Here is an 18,154-nt window from a genome sequence, read left to right on the forward strand (position 1 = left end):
ACATCACCCTCAAAAACACCTTACCGAGAATTGGTGTCGTTAACCGACACATAGCTTAAACTGGAGGATAGAATTTAGGAGATAGTAGATAAAAATTGTCGACCAGAGAATATTCAAGAATACATATTGAAGACATCTAATTAGATTTCTTCGGACTAAACAATTGAGAAATGAAAACTAAAACTGAATACTAAAATTTATGCCATTTTAGGAGCGTTTGGCATTTACTTCAGTTTGAAGAACACAGACCGTACCCGTTAAAATGTTGGTAGATTTGTAGGCTTCCCTATAAATAAGACAGTAGAAAATTCGAATTTACTAACTTTAAATTCAAACTGTCATTATGAAAACAAGCAAGTTTAGCGAGAGTCAAATCATCAAGGCTCTTAAGGAAAATGAACAAGGAAAATCTGTTGGGGATATTTCCAGAGAATTGGGTATTGATAAGAGCACATTTTATTACTGGCGTAAAAAGTACGGTGGTATGGAAAAACAGGAACTCAAACGCCTGAAAGATTTAGAAGCAGAAAATCTGAGACTTAAGCAAATGTATGCTGACGTAAGTCTCGATAATAAGATGTTTAAAGATATACTGTCAAAAAAGTTCTAAGACCTTCCGACAAAATAGTTCGAACAAAATATCTCATCAAGGAATATCTAGTGCCTATCGTACGTGCGTGTAAAGTAGCTGGTCTGACCAGTATGAAATGGTTTAACGGAATGAACTTAAAGTTGTAGAACTCCCAAAAAAAATGATAAAAACTCTGTGTATATTTAATAAAACAGTTTTCGGTTAGTTATGACACAGTATAATAGTGTCTTTTGCCTTATTAAAATAGATTAAGGTTGCTATCTTATATTGTTGAATCGTGTGTGTGTGTGTGTGTGTGTGTGGACTATAGGGCATAAAAGTTCTAACCCTACATTTAATTCTTTACGCGGTACGTAATTCTTCTATTGGTAATTACATTACACTTACTAACAGTTAAGTTAGTGGTGGCAGAAATATTCAAAACTGGGTCACCCGGCATACCACCGTATTCTACTACATAACCTTGCGAAGCATAAGCACCCCCACCCCCATTGTTTGGTAAATCGTTCCAAGCACCTATTGGCGCTCCACCTCTAATTACAGATGCTGCTGCAATGTGCGCATAGTCTTCTCCATTACTACCAACGTTATTAGGTTCACCACCATTCCAATTGGCGAAAGTTAGTTCTGTACCATTAGAGAGACCTTGCCAGAATTGAGTCCCTGCCTCAGGCCCAGTCACCCAGCGCCATTCACCTTCAACTGCTAAATCTGTTGCCCCTATCCATCCAAAACCACTGGCTTGTGCTCCAGAAAAATCGGCTTCTTCCTGTGTTGTAAGCGTTACCAAATATCCTTGTAATCCAAAATAAGTTCGAGCAGATGCAGCGGCCTCTGCTGCTGTCCAAGAAATACCTGGTGCAGAAACAAATTCGTAATAATGCTGGGTAGAAGGTAAAAAATTAGCCTCACCTACTGTAATTGAAAATTGCCTAATTCCAGATGGAGTTAGGGAACTGCTAGAGAATTCAGTTGCTAAGACCGCAGCTTCAAATTCGGTATATGTTGCAGGACCTTGTAAGGTTAACTCACCTTGCACAATATCCCAACTTGTAGTAATGTTAGGATGAAATCCAGTTAGTGTCAAAATATCCTCGCCATTGATATAACCGTTAGATATTTGTATATAAACGGCAGAAGTACTTGTATCATCTGGATCAGTAATACTTATGGATTGTGCTATGGGCAGTGATGCAGCCGGACAATACAGCTGATTTCCTGTTGCCGACAGTACCGGAGGTAAATCTGTGCCTTGCCCTTTTACAAGACTCGTCATCAAACAAAATAAAATACTACAAATGAAAAATTCATACCTCAATAACATTCAACAATAATTAACCATAGTAAAGCTAACCCAATAGACTCCTATGGTCAAAAAAATGTTGTGTAGCGATCCATTTATAACACAAATGGACATTTTAGCATCATTATCCCTTATAAGTCATTACACAAGATGAAAGGTTTTTTCTCAAATCCTTTTAATAATAGCCGTAACTTCGCGCTTTATTAAAAATTATGACATTTAAAGAACTCGGCCTAGCCGAACCAATCCTAAAGGCCTTAGAAGCCGAAGGTTATACTCACCCTACTCCAATTCAAGAACAATCAATTCCTATATTACTTAAAGGCAAAGATCTTTTAGGTGTTGCACAAACAGGTACTGGTAAGACAGCTGCTTTTGGTATTCCAATACTTCATCAATTATATGAAGGTATTAGTTTAAGCCAAAACAAACGAAAGATAAAAGCACTGATTGTTACTCCTACTCGTGAACTTGCCATACAGATTGCTGAAAGCTTTACGGCTTACGGTAAACATACTGGCTTACGTAATACTGTTATTTTTGGCGGTGTAAAACAAGGTAAACAAGTAAATGCACTTAGAGGTGGCGTTGATATTTTAATAGCTACTCCCGGTCGTTTATTAGATTTAATGAACCAAGGTTTTATTTCTTTTAGAGATTTAGAGCATGTAGTTTTAGATGAAGCCGACCAAATGTTGGATATGGGTTTCATTCACGACATTAAAAAAATCATTGCAAAATTACCAGCCAAAAGACAATCGTTGTTCTTCTCGGCAACCATGCCTAAAGATATCGTAGAGCTTTCTCGTAAAATGCTTGGTGATTTTGAACGTGTTACTATTAAACCTGAACAAGCAACCGCAGAGAAGGTTGAACAAGGTGTCTATTTTGTTAGTAAAGCGAATAAGCCTAAACTTCTTATTCACCTTATTAATGAAAAGCCCGAGAACACATTAATCGTATTCTCAAGAACCAAACATGGTGCTAACAAGATTGTAAAGAAATTAGACCAAGCTGGTATTCGTTCTGCTGCAATACATGGTAACAAATCGCAAACGGCAAGACAAAAAGCTTTAGGTAGTTTTAAAGATGGTTCGTTGAAAGTATTGGTAGCTACAGATATTGCTGCAAGAGGTATTGATGTTGAAGATTTATCATTAGTTGTAAATTACGATTTACCTAATGTTTCTGAAACTTATGTACACCGTATTGGTAGAACTGGGCGTGCAAATGCAAGCGGAATCGCAATTTCGTTTTGTGATAAAGAAGAAAGAGCATACTTACGTGATATTGAAAAGCTAATAAAGCAACCTATACCACGCATGCCAGAGCATCAATTTACTGATGGGGATTCTGATGATGCACAAGATGAGAAACCAGCTCAACAACCAAGAAATAACGGCAATAAAAATAAAAACCGTAACAGACCTGGTGGTAACAACTTTCGAGGAAAGAACAATAGAAATACGAGTAGACCTAAAAAAAGAAATGATTCTAGCAGAAGCGAATAGCTTCTGTTAGAATTTCATTTATACTAACACACTGCATTATGAAAAAGCAAATGGTTATTTATGGCAGCGGTCGCCATACCATACCATTCTTAAATTACATCGCAAAAGCAACTGGTAAAGAAAAACCGAATATGTGTTTTATACCTACAGCTAGCGGTGAAGATGAAAAGTATATTGCTTCTTTCTATGATGTTTGCTCACAGATAGATGTTACTCCGCATGTACTTTCCGTCTGGATAAATTCATACGACCAAAAAGAATCTTTCGAGGAGATTATCTCTCGTATGGATGCTATTATAGTTGGCGGCGGAAACACCTTAAATATGCTTGCCATTTGGAAAGCTCAAGGCATTGATATTGCTCTTAAAAACGCTTATGATAACGGCGTAGTTATGGGTGGCGGTAGTGCAGGTTCTTTATGTTGGTTTAATGGTGGAACTACAGATTCTAGACCTAAAGAATTAAGTATTGTTGGTGGTATGGCGTTTATTGACAAAAGCCACTGTCCGCATTACAATTCTGAGACTTCACGTAGACCTCTTTATTTTGAAAATATTAAAACAAGTAAACTTTCTAATGGTTACGCCTGTGATGACCGTTCTGCTATTCATTTCATTGATGGTGAAGTTCATACCTCCGTTTCTTTGAATGAAGAAAACCACTCTTATTACGTGTATTTAAAAGATGGTGAAATTGTTGAGGAGTTGATACCGAGTACGGTAATTTCTTAGATTCTAGGGATTCGGACTAATTCTATAATTATTTATTGAATTCAAATCATTTTAAATTGTAGTACTAAAAAAGACCCACCCCTAGCCCCTCCCATGAGGGGAACAGTTTGAGCATGTATTTAATCCTTCGTGAAAAAATTTACTAAGCGACTTTAAATTGCTTTTTGGTCAAATACTCCCAATCAAAAACGCAATAATCCCCTCTTGGGGGGAATAGTTCTTGCTTAAATTAATCTTTGTCCCTAACGTCAACAGTGTAACTATAGACTTCAAAACTTGATTGAAACTCGCAATCAAAAACAAAAATCTCCCCTCCTGGGAGGGGACCAAAGGGCTGGGTAATACGGATGATAAATTGGTCTTATATGGAACTCTAAAAGAATATCGATACCTAAGATCGGAAAATAAAAAAATCATCAAAGTAATTTTGATAGCACTAAAATGATTTATGTTCATAATTTGGTACACTAAATTATAGAACCCTTAAATAGCCTATAAAAACTTACCTGACCATACTAATCCAACTGATTTACGATTATATTTAAATGTAAGAAATGCAAAAGAGATTACTTTAAAATATAGTACATGAAAAAAATATCCATAAGCCTTTTTATCTTTACTAGTTTATTTTTTTTAGCATGTAGTGATTCCGGAATAATTTTTAAAGACGGTTTGATTATTGAAAATATTTCTATAATTGATCCCGAAATAGGCATAAAAGAAAATCAAACCGTGGTTATCCAAAACGGCAAAATCATTCAAGTATCCCCTTCAAAGGATCTTCATTTATCTGAGATAAATACAATTATAGACGGAACCGGAAAGTATCTCCTACCTGGTCTATGGGATACGCATATACATTTCTCCTATATAAAGGAACTAGCTCCCAATATGTTTGATCTTTTTTTGGCAAACGGTATAACAAGTGTAAGGGATACCGGAGGCGACATTGATTTTATAAACAAATGGAAAGAAAAGTCATTGTCTGATCCTACTAACTCACCTAGGGTTATGATTGCCGGTCCTCTTCTGGACGGAATGCCAAATGTGTATGATGGCAGTGACCCAGGACATCCGCCTTTATCTGTTGGACTTCAATCCCAAGAGGATTTGATTAGTGAGGTCAATGAACTGGACAGTTTGGGTGTAGATTTCCTTAAAGCCTATGAAATGCTTACTTCTGAGCAGTTTAAAACAATTGCAAGACTAGGAAAGGAAAAAGGACTGAAAGTTACTGGGCATGTTCCCTTAAGTATGGATGTTATTAGCGCTAGTAATGCAGGGCTGAACAGTATGGAACATCTTCGTAATCTAGAATTGTCATGTGCATCTAATTCAGACGAACTATTACAAGAACGTAGGGATTTACTTTTATTGGGAAGAGATGACAAAGGTGCTGCCCTACGCTCCAGCATCCATAATAAACAACGAGAAACAGCCATTAAAAACTATGATAAAAATAAAGCTAAAGAGGTACTTAGCGTTCTGGCAAAAAATGACACGTGGCAAATACCAACTTTGGCATTAAGCACAGGTTTTGTGAAAAGACATTTCAATAAAGCTGAATGGCATGAAAGTTTCAATTATATTCCAAAAGAGATCGCAAAAAATTGGTTGGAAAGTATTGACAAAATCAATCAAATGGAGATTACCCCATTTCGACAGGAATATTCAGATTGGCTTATAGCTATGACAGAGAATATTCACAATACCGGTATCGAAATCATGGCCGGAACCGACACTCCTATTTTCTTTCTAACTCCTGGCAGAAGTCTACATCAAGAATTAGTGATGTTAGTGGAGGCAGGACTAACACCATTGGAAGCTATAAAAACAGCAACTGTTAACCCTTCAAAATACTTCAACCTAGAAAAAGAACTCGGTAATATTAAAAAAGACCATTGGGCAGATTTGATCATTCTTGATGCTAACCCTCTAGAAGATATTAACAACACCAGGAGTATCAATGCAGTCATCAAACAAGGAAACTATTTTGATAAGGCGGCATTAGATGAAATGATGAAGCAATTAAAAGAAAAGTAATTTATAGCCCAATTTTACTCGAACTTAAGCTAATAATAATGATGATGTTAAAGGTTAGATGCCATATTTATAATTACATCGTTAATTAGACAACAATTTGTAAGCACTCAACACATTCTCAATCTTAGCCTCTGTCTCGGCATCAATATTCTGATGCTCAGGATTCTCTTTTAGCCACTTTACGGTTCTCTTAATTCCTTCTGAGAACGGAATGGTTGCTTTAAAACCAGGTACAAAGGTTTTAATCTTAGTATTATCAAACAAAACACTTTCTGCTTTGTCCGCCAATAACGTTCCTGTAAATGATGGTTCAACTTTACATATAAAATCTGATGCTATGTGTACTACATTTGCTTCTTTTCCTAAGGCATCCGCTAGAATTTTATAAATCATATTCCAACTTAAAACCTCATCTGAAGTAATGTGAAAAGCGTGACCGATTGCTGGCTGTAATCCTAATAATCCAACAAATCCTTTTGCAAAATCGTCGGAATGGGTAACTGTCCATAACGACGTTCCATCTCCATGTATAATAATTTCTTTTCCTTCTAAAATTCGCTTTGCTGTGTTGTATTTATTGAATCCGCCAATGGCAATAGGTATTACAGTATCATATGTTAAGGAAGGACGAACTATGGTAATGGGAAATCCTTCTTCACGATATGCTTTTTGCAAACGATCTTCACACTGAATTTTACCTTGAGAGTAATCCCACAAATTATTGCAAAGCGGTGTAGATTCCGTTATCACCGGATAACTCAACGGAGTCTGATAACACGAAGCTGAGCTAATAAAAATATATTGCTTGGTCTTCCCTTTGAATAATTCAATATCGCGCTCAATATCATTGGGTGTGAAAGCGATCCAGTTAACGACAACATCCCATTCATGCTTTTTTAGTTCTGTAAGTTCTTCTGGCTTATTGATGTCTCCGATAATGGAATGTGCTCCTTCAATCTCAACTTTGGCTTTCCCCCTATTCAGCACATATAAATCTATTCCCTTAGCAACTGCAAGCTTACTACTTGGCGTACTTATATTTCCTGTTCCTCCTATAAATAATACTTTCATTTTTATATTTTATTTACTGAATATCAACTGATTAATACTATTCACTTTACATATCTGCATAAAATTATAATACGTTTTTAAACAGTTTATAAAAATCAAACATGTCAATAACATTCCATTCAAAAAAACAGAATTAGTTTAATGTATGCAGTCTTAGTCTTCTATAGTGTGAAAATACGAAAAGCAATAAAAATTCGAATGTTAATACTTACTCAATTCTGCAAAATAGTGATTCATTTTTTTAAGTATTTCGCTATCTTCATAGCATCGTTTTAAACCAAATTCAACACTATGAAAATTATTATTAAAACACTCTTTCTTCTATTCTTTACAACATCTATTACCGCCCAAGTTTCTTCTAACCTTCAGCTGACCGATATTTTTAATATGGAGTATGTTTCTGACCCTCAGATTTCTCCTGATGGTAGTAAAATTATCTATGTTAGGAACTTTAAGGATATTATGACTGATAGAAATTTATCGAACCTTTGGATTATAAATTATGATGGTTCACAAAATAGACCTTTGACTACTGGCAACCAAAATGACTACTATCCTCGTTGGTCGCACGACGGTAAAAAAATCATCTTTAAATCTAATAAAGAAGATGAAAAAATGAAATTGTATGTTATGTGGATGGACACCAAAGAAATTGCACCACTTACGAATACACCAAAAGCACCCGGTGCCGTTAGTTGGTCTAATGACGATCGTTACTTGGCATTTACCATGTTTGTACCAGAAGCTGAAGAATCTATTGTAAAACTACCGGCAAAACCGGAAGGTGCAAAGTGGAACACGCCACCAACATATATTGATAAATTGAACTATAGAGGTGACGGTCAAGGTTATATAAAAGGTGGTCATACTCAAATTTTCACCTTATCTATAGATGGTGGTACTCCAAAACAATTGACAACAACAACATTTGACCATGGTGCTCCTGTATGGGCTAAAAATGACAGAACGCTTTACTTCTCTGCAAATTTTAATCCTGATGAGGCTTTTGAACCTGCAAATAGTGAGGTATACGCTTTGAATATTTCTACTGCCGATGTTTCACCGTTAACTACAAGATATGGCCCTGACAGTTCACCAACGGTTTCTCCTGATGGTAAAATGATTGCCTACACCGGTAATGATGATAAATTACAAGGGTACCAGATCACAAACCTTTATGTGATGAATACAGATGGTAGCAACTCAAAATTACTTTCTGGAAGTTTTGATAGAGATATTGCCAATGCGCAATGGGCTAACGATGGCAAAGGGCTATACTTTCAATATGATACCGAAGGTGCTACTAAAATAGGACATATTACATTAGACGGTAAAGTAACCACTCTTGTTGAAGGGCTCGGCGGATTGTCTTTAGGCCGACCTTATAATGCAGGTGATTTTACGGTTTCTAAAAATTCAAGATTCGCCTATACTTTAGGAAATACCGAACACCCTTCTGATTTAGGAGCTGCCGATAAAAAAGGCTCTAAGCGATTAACTTTTGTAAATGATGACCTTTATTCTTTTAGAGATTTAGGTAAAACCGAAGAAATTTGGTGGGAGTCTTCGTACGATCAACAAAAAATTCAAGGTTGGGTGGTAACTCCACCAAATTTTGACCCTAATAAAAAATATCCATTTATTCTTGAAATTCATGGCGGACCATTTACTAGCTACGGTTCTGTGTATAGTGCAGAAATACAAGCTTATGCTGCTGCTGGTTATGTGGTTTTGTATAGTAACCCACGTGGTAGTACTAGCTATGGTGCTGAATTCGGTAATTTAATTCACCATGATTATCCTAACCATGACTTTGATGATTTAATGAGTGGTGTAGATGCCGTTATTGAAAAAGGATATATTGATACCGACAACCTTTTTGTGACCGGTGGTAGTGGCGGCGGAGTGCTTACTGCTTGGATCGTTGGTAAAACAGATAGATTTAAAGCTGCTGTAGTTGCCAAACCAGTAATTAACTGGACAAGTTTTGTTCTGTATGCTGATGGAGCTGCCTTCTTTTCTAAATATTGGTTCGGTAAGAAACCTTGGGAAGATCCAGAAAATTATTTTAGACGTTCTCCATTAATGTACGTTGCCAATGTAACTACACCAACTATGTTATTAACCGGAGAAGAAGATTATAGAACACCTATTGCAGAATCTGAGCAATTCTATACGGCATTAAAATTAGAAGGTGTAGAAACGGCCATGGTACGTATACCTGGTGCGGGACACGGTATTGCCAACAGACCAAGTAATTTAATTGCCAAAATTGCAAGTGTATTAGCTTGGTTTGAGAAATATAAGGATGCCGAGTAATAGCTTGAAGACACTAGTATTAATATTGGGATTATTTGTCTCGATGTCTACTATATATGGTCAAGAAGTTGATGTATTGTCATATAACATAAAATATGATAATGTAAACGATTCTGTAAACAATTGGAACGACCGTAAAGGTGCTATGGTAGACTTATTGAACCATTATAACCCTGGTATTATTGGCTTTCAAGAGGTTTTACATCATCAGTTGAGTTATTTAAATGAACAACTTTCTGATTATTCATACATCGGAGTTGGGCGTGATGACGGGAAGGGAAAGGGCGAATACTCCCCTATTCTTTTCAACATCAAAAAATATAAGCTTTTACAGAGTGAAACCTTTTGGCTGTCTGAAACTCCCCATGAAATTTCTGTAGGTTGGGATGCTGCTATGGAGCGTATTTGTACATATGGTTTATTTCAAGATTTAAAAACAGGGAATCAATTTTTAGTATTCAATACGCATTTTGACCATATAGGTACCGTAGCCCGTGAAAAATCTGCGGAATTGATAGTTTCCAAAATTCATGAAACAAATGAGAATAAACTTCCTGTAGTTTTAATGGGCGATTTGAATTTGAGTCCCGATGAAGGTCCTATTCAATATTTACAAAATGCCCTGTCAGATGGTTTAGCAATTACTCAAAAACAATTCTACGGACCAACAGGAACGTTTAGTGGATTTGACCAATCTAAAGTTTTAAACAACCGAATCGATTATATATTTGTTGAGAATTTCAAAGTTTTAGAATACATGCATATTGATGACAGAATGGAAAATAACAAACACATCTCTGATCATTTGCCAGTATTAGCACGATTGATTATTGAAAAATAGATACTTGTTCGTATTCATTGAAATCATAAAAAATCCCGATTGTTTAATACAATCGGGATTTTTCATTCAATAGAACTCCTACTTATTTCTTCAAAAAGGAAATCAATATTTCATTTAACTCCTCTGGGTGCGTAACATTGAGTCCGTGAGGTGCTCCTTTAATTACTTCATAAGTACTGTATTTAATACCCTCATGAGCTTGTTTTGCCGATGTTTCTATTGGCACAGTCGCATCGGCATCACCATGCACTATTAATGTTGGTACGGTTACATTCTTTAGTTCTGGTCTAAAATCAGTATGCATCCATGCTAATGCTGCTTGTATGGTTGCTCTAGGCGATGCAAATGAAGCAATGGTAAAATCGTAATCTAATTGTGCCTGACTTATTCTTTTACCTTCGTTTTCTTCAAAATTATAGAATCCTTTACTGAACTCTTTTAAGAAACCTACCCTATCTTTTTGCAAAGCATCAATAATACCATCTAAAGCTTCCTCCGGTACGCCCGCTGGGTTATCTGCTTTTTGTTTTACTAGCGGAACAATTGAACTAATCAATGCTGCTTTAGCTATTCTACTAGAACCGTAATCAGTTAAATAACGAACTACTTCTCCTCCACCCATTGAAAAACCAACGATAACGGCATCTTTTAAATCCAATTCTTCAATGATTGCATTTAAATCACTCGCTAAAGCTGAATAATCATAAGCATCCCATGGTGAAGATGATGTTCCAAATCCTCTACGGTCATACGAAATACAGCGATAGCCTTCCTCTACTATCTTCCATACTTGTTGCTCCCAAGACTTACGACTTAATGGCCACCCATGAATTAAAATCACCGGTTGTCCACTTCCGTAATCTTCATAAAATATATCTACTTGTTCTTTTGCTTTAGTATTTGTTATAAAAGGCATATTCTTGTTTTAAAATTCACATACAAGATAATTAGTATCTCGCTAATTATGTAACACGAAACATTAAATAATTGGTTCTAAAACCATTTGCTCAAAACGGTTATATTTACAAAGAAAACCAGACCACATGTTTATACCTGAGCACTATAAAAATAATGACGTTAAAGAGATTCATGACTTTTTAAAGAATAATAGTTTTGGCATCTTTATTAATACTATTGAAGGAAAACCTTGGGGTACACACATTCCTTTAGAACTATCAAAAAATTTAGACGATAAAGATATCTTGGTAGGCCATATTGCCAAAGCGAACTTGCAAAGTAAAAACCTGGTTGATGGCGATGAAGTGCTATGTATTTTTAACGGTCCGCACAGCTATATTTCATCATCATGGTATCAGAAAGAAGAGGTGCCTACGTGGAACTACATTGCTGTTCATGTATATGGTACTGTAAAAATTCAAACTTCAGAAGAGTTGCTTACCTCTTTACATGCACTCGTAAATAAATACGAGCAAAAATCTGAACAGCCTATCTCATTAGATAATATGTCTAAAAAAACCATGAGTCAAGTTAATGGTATTATAGGGTTTGAAATTTTAGTTAACGATATACAAGCTGTAAACAAACTTTCGCAAGGCAGAAGTCATGATCACCCTAAAATAATTTCTGAGCTTGAAAAACAAGGCGCTTCTGAAAAAGCGGTTGCAGATGAGATGAAAAAACGGATGACTTAATTGTTTCTCATATCAGTTAAAATAAATTTGGTTAGACTGTTTACATTACCTTCTTTACCCCTAATTTTAATCGCATTGGCATACCCAATAAACACTTTACATTATGAGCGAATTAAAATCTGTTTTTGAATTCAATAAAAAGGCCAACATCAAACAATGGCATATTGTCAACGATGATGTTATGGGAGGTCTATCAATGGGACTCATGCAAATAAATATACAAGGTAACGGTGTTTTCAGCGGCCATGTTTCTTTAGATAATAATGGTGGATTTTGCCTTGTTAGACATGATTTAGAACGCATACCCGTAGATAAGTATTCATTTTTTGTATTACGAATTAAAGGAGATGGAAAAAAATATGCTTTCCGCTGTAAATCTGGTGAGCATCAAAGACATACCTATAGCTATGATTTTAAGGCAGGTAAAGAATGGCAAACTATTGAAATTCCATTTAAACAAATGGAACCTGTATTTAGAGGTGAAGAATTAAAACTACCGAATTACCATGGCGATTATCTAGCTCAAATTGCCATCATTATTAAAAATGGTATTGAAGAAGACTTTACACTCGAAATAGACTGTATTGCATTGAAATAATGCAAAACTCCCAAATACAATAATCATTTTAAAAGAATTAAATATTGATTTTTATCATTTTTAAATCACTTAAATTTTAATAAGTTTAAGTAACCAATACTTAAACCTATGTACCACCAACTACATCCCATTAAAAAATTAATTATTCCATTTAAGGTAGATGCATTGTTACCTAATGTTCTAATATTGATACCTAGAGTAATTACCGGATACTTACTTGCATTTATTTTTGCCGTCAATAAATTTGGAACACCTTGGACTCCAAAATCTGCGGGACTCGGATTTTTAGAGGTATCTGATTGGTTTGTTGAATTGGTTAAACAATTTGGTATACCCTTTACTTTTATGCCCGAATTTTTTGCATGGTCTGCAGGTTTTACAGAAGCTCTAGGTGGTATTTTACTAATCTTAGGGTTAAATACTAGAATAACAGCCTTCTTTGTCACTATAACTATGTTTACTACCATAGTATTTAGACCCTGGGATAATTCGTGGAGTATAATGCCCACATTTACATTTTTCTGTTTAGGTCTCTTCTATATGGGCTTCGGGTCGGGTAAATTCGGTCTCGATTATTTCATTACTAATAGAAGATAATATCCCTTAACACTATTAAAACTATGTGCTTTCTCGCACTATCATCAATATTATTCAATTCAGTAGCGCATTTCTACAATTGAGTTAGTTCCTTTTTCAAAAAGCGTATTCATAAGGCATCTTTGAAGTATCAATTAAACTTTAAAACCTTATAAAATGAAAAAGTTATTATTTACAATTACCGTATTTGCAATGAGTTTTACAATGAATGCCCAAGAAGAAACAGGCATAACATTAACTGTAGTTATCCAAAATGTATTGAACAGTGAAGGTCATATATTAAGTGGATTGCATAATGAAACTACGTTTATGAAAGCGGAGGGTATTAAAACCAGTAAAGATAAAGCTGAAGCAGGAGAATTAATTTTAACTTTTGAGAACATACAACCGGGAGATTATGCATTTTCCGTATTACACGATGCAAACGACAATAACCGAATGGATTTTGCAACCAATGGTATGCCCACAGAAGATTATGCCATGAGTGGTGAATCTTTACCAATGGGTCCGCCAACTTTCAGTGATGCAAAGTTTTCTATTGAAGAAGATGATATGGAATTGACCCTTCGTTTTTAGAGAGAAATTAACGTCTGAATACCTGTTGTCAATAGGTTATAATAATGGTTTTTAGTAATTTTATAACCTTATACTATATACATGACCATTACTCAATTACAATACGTACTTGCTGTTGCTGAATACAAAAATTTTACACTCGCTGCCGAGAAGAGTTTTGTAACGCAACCAACTTTAAGCATGCAAGTTCAAAAGCTTGAAGATGAATTAGATATACTTCTTTTTGATCGTAGCAAAAAACCAATTACTATTACCGAAGTCGGTAAAAAAATTGTAGCGCAAGCAAAAAATATTGTAAACGAGGCGGCACGTATTAAAGATATTGTAGAGCAAGAAAAAGGATATATTGGTGGGGATTATGTATTGGGAATCATCCCAACTATAATGCCCACTTTATTACCTATGTTTCTGAAGAATTTTATACAGAAATATCCGAAGGTAAACCTTATTATTAAAGAGCAGAATACGGAGAGCTTAATTCAAAATATTGAAGATGGACATATTGATGCCGCCATTGCCGCGACACCTTTAGAGGTAGATTTTATTACCGAAAGACCGTTGTATTACGAACCCTTCGTTGGTTATGTACCAAAGGAGCATCGTTTAGGAAATAGTACACAGATTACACCAGAGGATTTAGATATTGAAGACATTTTACTGCTACAAGATGGGCATTGTTTTAGAGAAGGTGTTTTAAATCTTTGCAAAACTCCAAAAATTGGCGGAGACCATTTTAGTCTACAAAGTGGAAGTTTTGAAACCCTAATCAATCTTTCTAATGAAGGATTGGGTATGACCCTACTACCCTATTTAAATACGTTAGAACTTGATGATATAAAAAAGAAAAACTTGAAGTACTTTAAAGAACCTTCGCCTGCACGTGAAGTAAGTCTTATTTACCACAAAAAAGAACTTAAGGTACAGATTACGGAAGCTTTAAGAGATGTTATTACAGGCATTGTTCGTGGTGCAATCGCTTTTCAAGATGTTAAGATCATAAGCCCTATACATAAGTAATACCTATTGTTTTTCAAACCTGTACAAACAACCTTCAATACAAATACCTGGGTAAGATGGCGATAGCGTTAATCTTGTTTTACTCTCATTAAAATCTGCGCTATACCCTAGAGTATCTTTTTTACCTTCAATTATAAAGTACAGATAAAGTTCTTCGTCTGTAATTTCATAATCGCCAGAATTCAGTACTTCTTTATTAAAATCGGTTCTGTCGTAGTTACCAGATTCATCGAAGAAATAGCGATACCCTTCTTCAACATCTTTCCATTCCGTAGCATCACCTGGACTTACATAAGATGCTGTCAAAAGACACTCACCTAATAAACTCGGGTTATCAATTGGTGTGTCATCAAAAGCATCATCACTTTCACATGCTATAAATCATATTGCACAAAATATAATAGTAAACTTTAGTTTCATTGTTCCTTTTTAATACTAGATACCAAAATAGATAAAAGGTTGTCTCAAAAAAAAAGAGCCACTTTAAGTGGCTCTCTATTATGCTTTTAAATAAACTAAACTTTGATGTAATTCTGGTTTATCAGTTATAAAACTTTCTAACCAAACTTTTAACTCCTCTACCTCTTCGGGTAGTAACGTCGTTAAGGCTTTCTTCAACTCTTTACAAAATAGTAAGGTATCAAAACTAACCTTTTTAAGTACTGTTTTACTATACTCTAGCATAGACTTAGACATGTTGTTGTTAGATTAATAGATTTGTTGTTGTATAAAGATAAACAGAAATGCAGTTGTAATATTGTATACAAAAAGTTAAAGTACTTACCTACATGTTAAATTTTTATCGCATTCATAAGTATGCAATTTTGTAATTTCGAATTCATGAAGAATTTTCTTTTTATTATAGTTATTTTAATACTTATTTCCGCCTGTACTTCAACAAAATCTATTATACGAAAAGATTTTAACAAACAGTTGTCATCTTTATTTTATCAAAATCAGTTTACTGGTGTTTTGGTAATAGATGCAGAAACGAAAGACACTATATATACCAATAACAGTCATAAGTATTTTATTCCTGCCAGTAATACCAAAATTTTTACACTTTACGCAGCGCTTAAAATCTTGCCAATTCAGATACCCGCTTTAAAATATATTGAAGCAAATGACACTTTGTATTTTGAAGGTACCGGTGACCCTTCGTTTTTACATCGGTATATAAAAGACTCAACAGGTTTAAAATTTCTTGAGAGACATCATAACCTCGTATTTGTTTCTGATAACTTTCAAGATGAAAAATACGGACCAGGTTGGGCATGGGATGATTACCAATGGTATTATTCTGCAGAGAAAAGTGCGCTACCCATAAATGGTAATGTAGTGATTACGAATAAGAATCCGGTGCTCATGGTTTCTCCTTCTTATTTTAAGGACAGTATTTTAGAATTGACCCATAAGAACAATAGAAATGAGACTTCAAATTTATTTTATTATCCACCGACAAGAAAGGATACATTAGAAACTCCGTTTATTACAAGTAATCAGACTACAAAATCAATTTTAGAGAATTTGCTTTCCAAAAAGGTTGGTATCGCTACAACAATGCCTGTAGGCGAAAAGCAAACATTGTACGGTAGTAATGCCGATTCGCTTTACGTGCGCATGATGCACGAAAGCGATAATTTTATTGCAGAACAACTTTTACTCGTATCTGCAGGTGTTCTCACGGACACCTTAAATGGAAAACTAACTAGAAGTTATATTTTAGAAAATGAACTAAAAAATTTAAATCAAGAACCTAGGTGGGTAGATGGATCGGGACTCTCGCGATACAATCTGTTTACTCCGCAGAACATGGTCTCGGTTTTAGACCAATTATATAAAATGGTACCTCAAGAACGTTTATTTTCTATTTTCCCTGCCGGGGGATTATCGGGTACTTTAAAAAATAGATTTGCAGGAGATAAGAAACCTTATGTATTTGCTAAATCTGGAAGCCTAAGTAATAACTACTGCCTTAGCGGATACTTGGTTGCAAACTCAGGAAAAGTATTGATTTTCAGTTTCATGAACAATCACTTTAAACAATCTACAACAGAAGAACGAGATAGACTTGAACAAATGCTTCAAACACTTAGAGATACCTACTAACTATTGGACTTTTGCTGACACATGTTTGGCATATTTCTCTTTCAACAACTTAATTTTAGGGGAAATATGTGTTCTACAAAAAGGCTTCTCAGTATCGTTAAAATAGTAATTTTGGAAACGTTCTTCAGAAGATTTAAATGCCCCAAATGGAATAACTGCTGTAATCAACGAAGTTTTAAAATCTTGTTGTACGTCAGTCATAATTCCCTTTAATACAAGCTCATCAGCCTGTTTAAAAAAATAAATACCTGAACGGTACTTATTTCGCATAGAATGATTTTCGGTGCTTTTATGGGTGTCCAAATGAATCGCTACTAAATCTTTCAACGAAATAACTGCAGCATTATAATGGACGATTACAGCCTCGGAAAAATCTGTTGGGTTCTCCTTCGGAGCAATGAAGCCTTGTTCCACCTTTTCAACACCGTTGAGTGCCATAAACACAGCTTCGGTACACCAATGACAACCACCTCCAAATCCGACTTTAAAGACTTTATTCATATTAGAAGAGTCGCATATCAAACTTTAAACTAACGAAAATAGCTTTGCATGTTGTAACAGCATAATGGTTTTGGCATCTTTAATCTCTCCACTAGCTACCATCTTCATAGCATCATTAAAATCTAATTCCAAAACCTCAATATTTTCAGTTTCATCATCCGCACCACCACCATCACTGACTTTCATACTTTCATCATACTCTCCTACAAAAAGATACACTATCTCGGTCACCGAACCCGGCGACATGTAGGTTTGAAATACCTTCTGTACATTACTGATTTTATACCCTGTTTCTTCTTCGGTTTCTTTACGAACACAATCAGCTGGGTTATCACCATCTAGGAGTCCTGCACAAACTTCGATCATCATTCCGTCTTCATTACCATTTACATACGTTGGCATTCTAAATTGTTTGGTAAGCACAACAGTCTTCTTTTTAGAGTTATATAATAAAATGGCAGCACCATTGCCTCTATCATAAGCTTCACGTTCTTGTTTTTCCCAAGTGCCATCAGGTCGTTGATAGCTGAATGTATATTTATTTAGCGTATACCAATTATCAGAAAGTAGTTTTTTTTCTACGTCTTTTATGCTTCCGTTTTTCAATTCAATTGAATTTTAAATTCGTTCATAAAGATAAAGTAGTAAAATGTAAATCGTAAATAAATTGCTTACATGTTCCATAAGATTACC

At 35.1% G+C, this 18,154-nt stretch carries 18 protein-coding genes and 1 pseudogene; 12 read left to right on the forward strand and 7 right to left on the reverse strand.

The genetic code is table 11. The features are described from left to right. Window positions 1-343 precede the first annotated feature (343 nt). Window positions 344-615, forward strand: a pseudogene (locus tag Q0871_RS17550) (transposase); the annotation flags it as partial. A gap of 311 nt (window positions 616-926) precedes the next feature. On the opposite strand, the gene Q0871_RS17555 reads toward Q0871_RS17550, so the two are convergent. After that, window positions 927-1,868, reverse strand: coding sequence for a C-type lectin domain-containing protein (locus Q0871_RS17555; protein ID WP_299326029.1), 942 nt, complete (start codon window positions 1,866-1,868; stop codon window positions 927-929). 239 nt (window positions 1,869-2,107) lie between these two features. Here Q0871_RS17555 and Q0871_RS17560 point away from each other — a divergent pair, with 239 nt between their 5' ends. The 3 genes from Q0871_RS17560 to Q0871_RS17570 all read left to right on the forward strand — a co-directional run bounded on the left by Q0871_RS17560 (window position 2,108) and on the right by Q0871_RS17570 (window position 6,180). Beyond that, window positions 2,108-3,406: a DEAD/DEAH box helicase gene (locus Q0871_RS17560; RefSeq protein ID WP_299326031.1), complete on the forward strand. Its 1,299-nt coding sequence runs from the start codon at window positions 2,108-2,110 to the stop codon at window positions 3,404-3,406. A 38-nt stretch (window positions 3,407-3,444) separates the two neighbouring features. Further along, window positions 3,445-4,137, forward strand: a complete 693-nt coding sequence (locus Q0871_RS17565; protein WP_299326033.1) for a peptidase E — start codon at window positions 3,445-3,447, stop codon at window positions 4,135-4,137. A gap of 732 nt (window positions 4,138-4,869) precedes the next feature. After that, window positions 4,870-6,180 carry an amidohydrolase family protein gene (locus Q0871_RS17570; RefSeq protein ID WP_299326035.1) on the forward strand — a complete coding sequence of 437 codons (1,311 nt, stop codon included), beginning with the start codon at window positions 4,870-4,872 and terminating at the stop codon, window positions 6,178-6,180. Between the two features lie 81 nt (window positions 6,181-6,261). Here the strand turns inward: Q0871_RS17570 and Q0871_RS17575 are convergent, their stop codons facing one another. After that, window positions 6,262-7,251, reverse strand: a complete 990-nt coding sequence (locus tag Q0871_RS17575) for an SDR family oxidoreductase (RefSeq protein ID WP_299326037.1) — start codon at window positions 7,249-7,251, stop codon at window positions 6,262-6,264. Between the two features lie 291 nt (window positions 7,252-7,542). Between Q0871_RS17575 and Q0871_RS17580 the strand changes: the two genes are divergently transcribed. Then, window positions 7,543-9,570 carry a S9 family peptidase gene (locus Q0871_RS17580; protein WP_299326039.1) on the forward strand — a complete coding sequence of 676 codons (2,028 nt, stop codon included), beginning with the start codon at window positions 7,543-7,545 and terminating at the stop codon, window positions 9,568-9,570. A 43-nt stretch (window positions 9,571-9,613) separates the two neighbouring features. Then, on the forward strand, window positions 9,614-10,411 hold the full coding sequence (locus Q0871_RS17585) for an endonuclease/exonuclease/phosphatase family protein (RefSeq protein ID WP_299326041.1): 798 nt from the start codon (window positions 9,614-9,616) through the stop codon (window positions 10,409-10,411). Window positions 10,412-10,493: 82 nt separating this feature from the next. On the opposite strand, the gene Q0871_RS17590 is transcribed toward Q0871_RS17585, so the two are convergent. Beyond that, window positions 10,494-11,327 (reverse strand): alpha/beta hydrolase, encoded by an 834-nt coding sequence (locus Q0871_RS17590; protein ID WP_299326043.1) that lies wholly within the window; start codon window positions 11,325-11,327, stop codon window positions 10,494-10,496. 127 nt (window positions 11,328-11,454) lie between these two features. On the opposite strand from Q0871_RS17590, the gene Q0871_RS17595 reads away from it, so the two are divergent. From Q0871_RS17595 to Q0871_RS17615, 5 genes are all read left to right on the forward strand, one after another. Next, window positions 11,455-12,063, forward strand: coding sequence for an FMN-binding negative transcriptional regulator (locus tag Q0871_RS17595; RefSeq protein ID WP_299326046.1), 609 nt, complete (start codon window positions 11,455-11,457; stop codon window positions 12,061-12,063). Between the two features lie 103 nt (window positions 12,064-12,166). Beyond that, window positions 12,167-12,661 carry a CIA30 family protein gene (locus Q0871_RS17600; protein ID WP_299326048.1) on the forward strand — a complete coding sequence of 165 codons (495 nt, stop codon included), beginning with the start codon at window positions 12,167-12,169 and terminating at the stop codon, window positions 12,659-12,661. A gap of 108 nt (window positions 12,662-12,769) precedes the next feature. After that, window positions 12,770-13,258, forward strand: a complete 489-nt coding sequence (locus Q0871_RS17605; RefSeq protein ID WP_299326050.1) for a DoxX family membrane protein — start codon at window positions 12,770-12,772, stop codon at window positions 13,256-13,258. Between the two features lie 156 nt (window positions 13,259-13,414). After that, window positions 13,415-13,834, forward strand: coding sequence for a DUF2141 domain-containing protein (locus Q0871_RS17610; RefSeq protein ID WP_299326052.1), 420 nt, complete (start codon window positions 13,415-13,417; stop codon window positions 13,832-13,834). Window positions 13,835-13,915: 81 nt separating this feature from the next. After that, entirely contained in the window at window positions 13,916-14,851 is a 936-nt protein-coding gene (locus Q0871_RS17615; protein WP_299326054.1) for a LysR substrate-binding domain-containing protein, read from the forward strand. A gap of 3 nt (window positions 14,852-14,854) precedes the next feature. Here Q0871_RS17615 and Q0871_RS17620 read toward each other — a convergent pair whose 3' ends face one another. Together Q0871_RS17620 and Q0871_RS17625 are read right to left on the reverse strand one after the other, a co-directional pair. Next, entirely contained in the window at window positions 14,855-15,157 is a 303-nt protein-coding gene (locus Q0871_RS17620; protein ID WP_299326056.1) for a hypothetical protein, read from the reverse strand. 192 nt (window positions 15,158-15,349) lie between these two features. After that, a complete protein-coding gene (locus Q0871_RS17625) occupies window positions 15,350-15,547 on the reverse strand; it encodes a hypothetical protein (RefSeq protein WP_036155302.1) in 198 nt (65 codons plus the stop codon). Window positions 15,548-15,691: 144 nt separating this feature from the next. On the opposite strand from Q0871_RS17625, the gene Q0871_RS17630 reads away from it, so the two are divergent. Beyond that, complete coding sequence (locus Q0871_RS17630; protein WP_299326060.1) at window positions 15,692-16,960, forward strand: D-alanyl-D-alanine carboxypeptidase/D-alanyl-D-alanine-endopeptidase; 1,269 nt, start codon at window positions 15,692-15,694, stop codon at window positions 16,958-16,960. On the opposite strand, the gene Q0871_RS17635 is transcribed toward Q0871_RS17630, so the two are convergent. Both Q0871_RS17635 and nudK read right to left on the reverse strand, forming a co-directional pair. Beyond that, the gene (locus Q0871_RS17635) at window positions 16,961-17,461 is read right to left on the reverse strand and encodes a peptide-methionine (S)-S-oxide reductase (protein WP_299326062.1); all 501 of its coding nucleotides are present in this window, start codon (window positions 17,459-17,461) and stop codon (window positions 16,961-16,963) included. It lies immediately after the preceding gene. A gap of 24 nt (window positions 17,462-17,485) precedes the next feature. After that, window positions 17,486-18,067 (reverse strand): GDP-mannose pyrophosphatase NudK, encoded by a 582-nt coding sequence (gene nudK, locus Q0871_RS17640; RefSeq protein WP_299326064.1) that lies wholly within the window; start codon window positions 18,065-18,067, stop codon window positions 17,486-17,488. Window positions 18,068-18,154: the final 87 nt, after the last annotated feature.

The sequence above is a fragment of the uncultured Maribacter sp. genome (assembly GCF_947500985.1).
GTDB lineage: Bacteria > Bacteroidota > Bacteroidia > Flavobacteriales > Flavobacteriaceae > Maribacter.

Bases quoted from the DNA above. Each gene is read 5' to 3' on its own strand.
- Q0871_RS17565 (WP_299326033.1), top strand. From the start codon at position 3,445: ATGAAAAAGCAAATGGTTATTTATGGCAGCGGTCGCCATACCATACCA.
- Q0871_RS17635 (WP_299326062.1), bottom strand. From the start codon at position 17,461: ATGAATAAAGTCTTTAAAGTCGGATTTGGAGGTGGTTGTCATTGGTGT.
- Q0871_RS17600 (WP_299326048.1), top strand. From the start codon at position 12,167: ATGAGCGAATTAAAATCTGTTTTTGAATTCAATAAAAAGGCCAACATC.
- Q0871_RS17615 (WP_299326054.1), top strand. From the start codon at position 13,916: ATGACCATTACTCAATTACAATACGTACTTGCTGTTGCTGAATACAAA.
- Q0871_RS17575 (WP_299326037.1), bottom strand. From the start codon at position 7,251: ATGAAAGTATTATTTATAGGAGGAACAGGAAATATAAGTACGCCAAGT.
- Q0871_RS17610 (WP_299326052.1), top strand. From the start codon at position 13,415: ATGAAAAAGTTATTATTTACAATTACCGTATTTGCAATGAGTTTTACA.
- Q0871_RS17585 (WP_299326041.1), top strand. From the start codon at position 9,614: ATGTCTACTATATATGGTCAAGAAGTTGATGTATTGTCATATAACATA.
- Q0871_RS17560 (WP_299326031.1), top strand. From the start codon at position 2,108: ATGACATTTAAAGAACTCGGCCTAGCCGAACCAATCCTAAAGGCCTTA.
- Q0871_RS17595 (WP_299326046.1), top strand. From the start codon at position 11,455: ATGTTTATACCTGAGCACTATAAAAATAATGACGTTAAAGAGATTCAT.
- Q0871_RS17580 (WP_299326039.1), top strand. From the start codon at position 7,543: ATGAAAATTATTATTAAAACACTCTTTCTTCTATTCTTTACAACATCT.
- Q0871_RS17630 (WP_299326060.1), top strand. From the start codon at position 15,692: ATGAAGAATTTTCTTTTTATTATAGTTATTTTAATACTTATTTCCGCC.
- Q0871_RS17590 (WP_299326043.1), bottom strand. From the start codon at position 11,327: ATGCCTTTTATAACAAATACTAAAGCAAAAGAACAAGTAGATATATTT.
- Q0871_RS17625 (WP_036155302.1), bottom strand. From the start codon at position 15,547: ATGTCTAAGTCTATGCTAGAGTATAGTAAAACAGTACTTAAAAAGGTT.
- Q0871_RS17605 (WP_299326050.1), top strand. From the start codon at position 12,770: ATGTACCACCAACTACATCCCATTAAAAAATTAATTATTCCATTTAAG.
- Q0871_RS17555 (WP_299326029.1), bottom strand. From the start codon at position 1,868: ATGACGAGTCTTGTAAAAGGGCAAGGCACAGATTTACCTCCGGTACTG.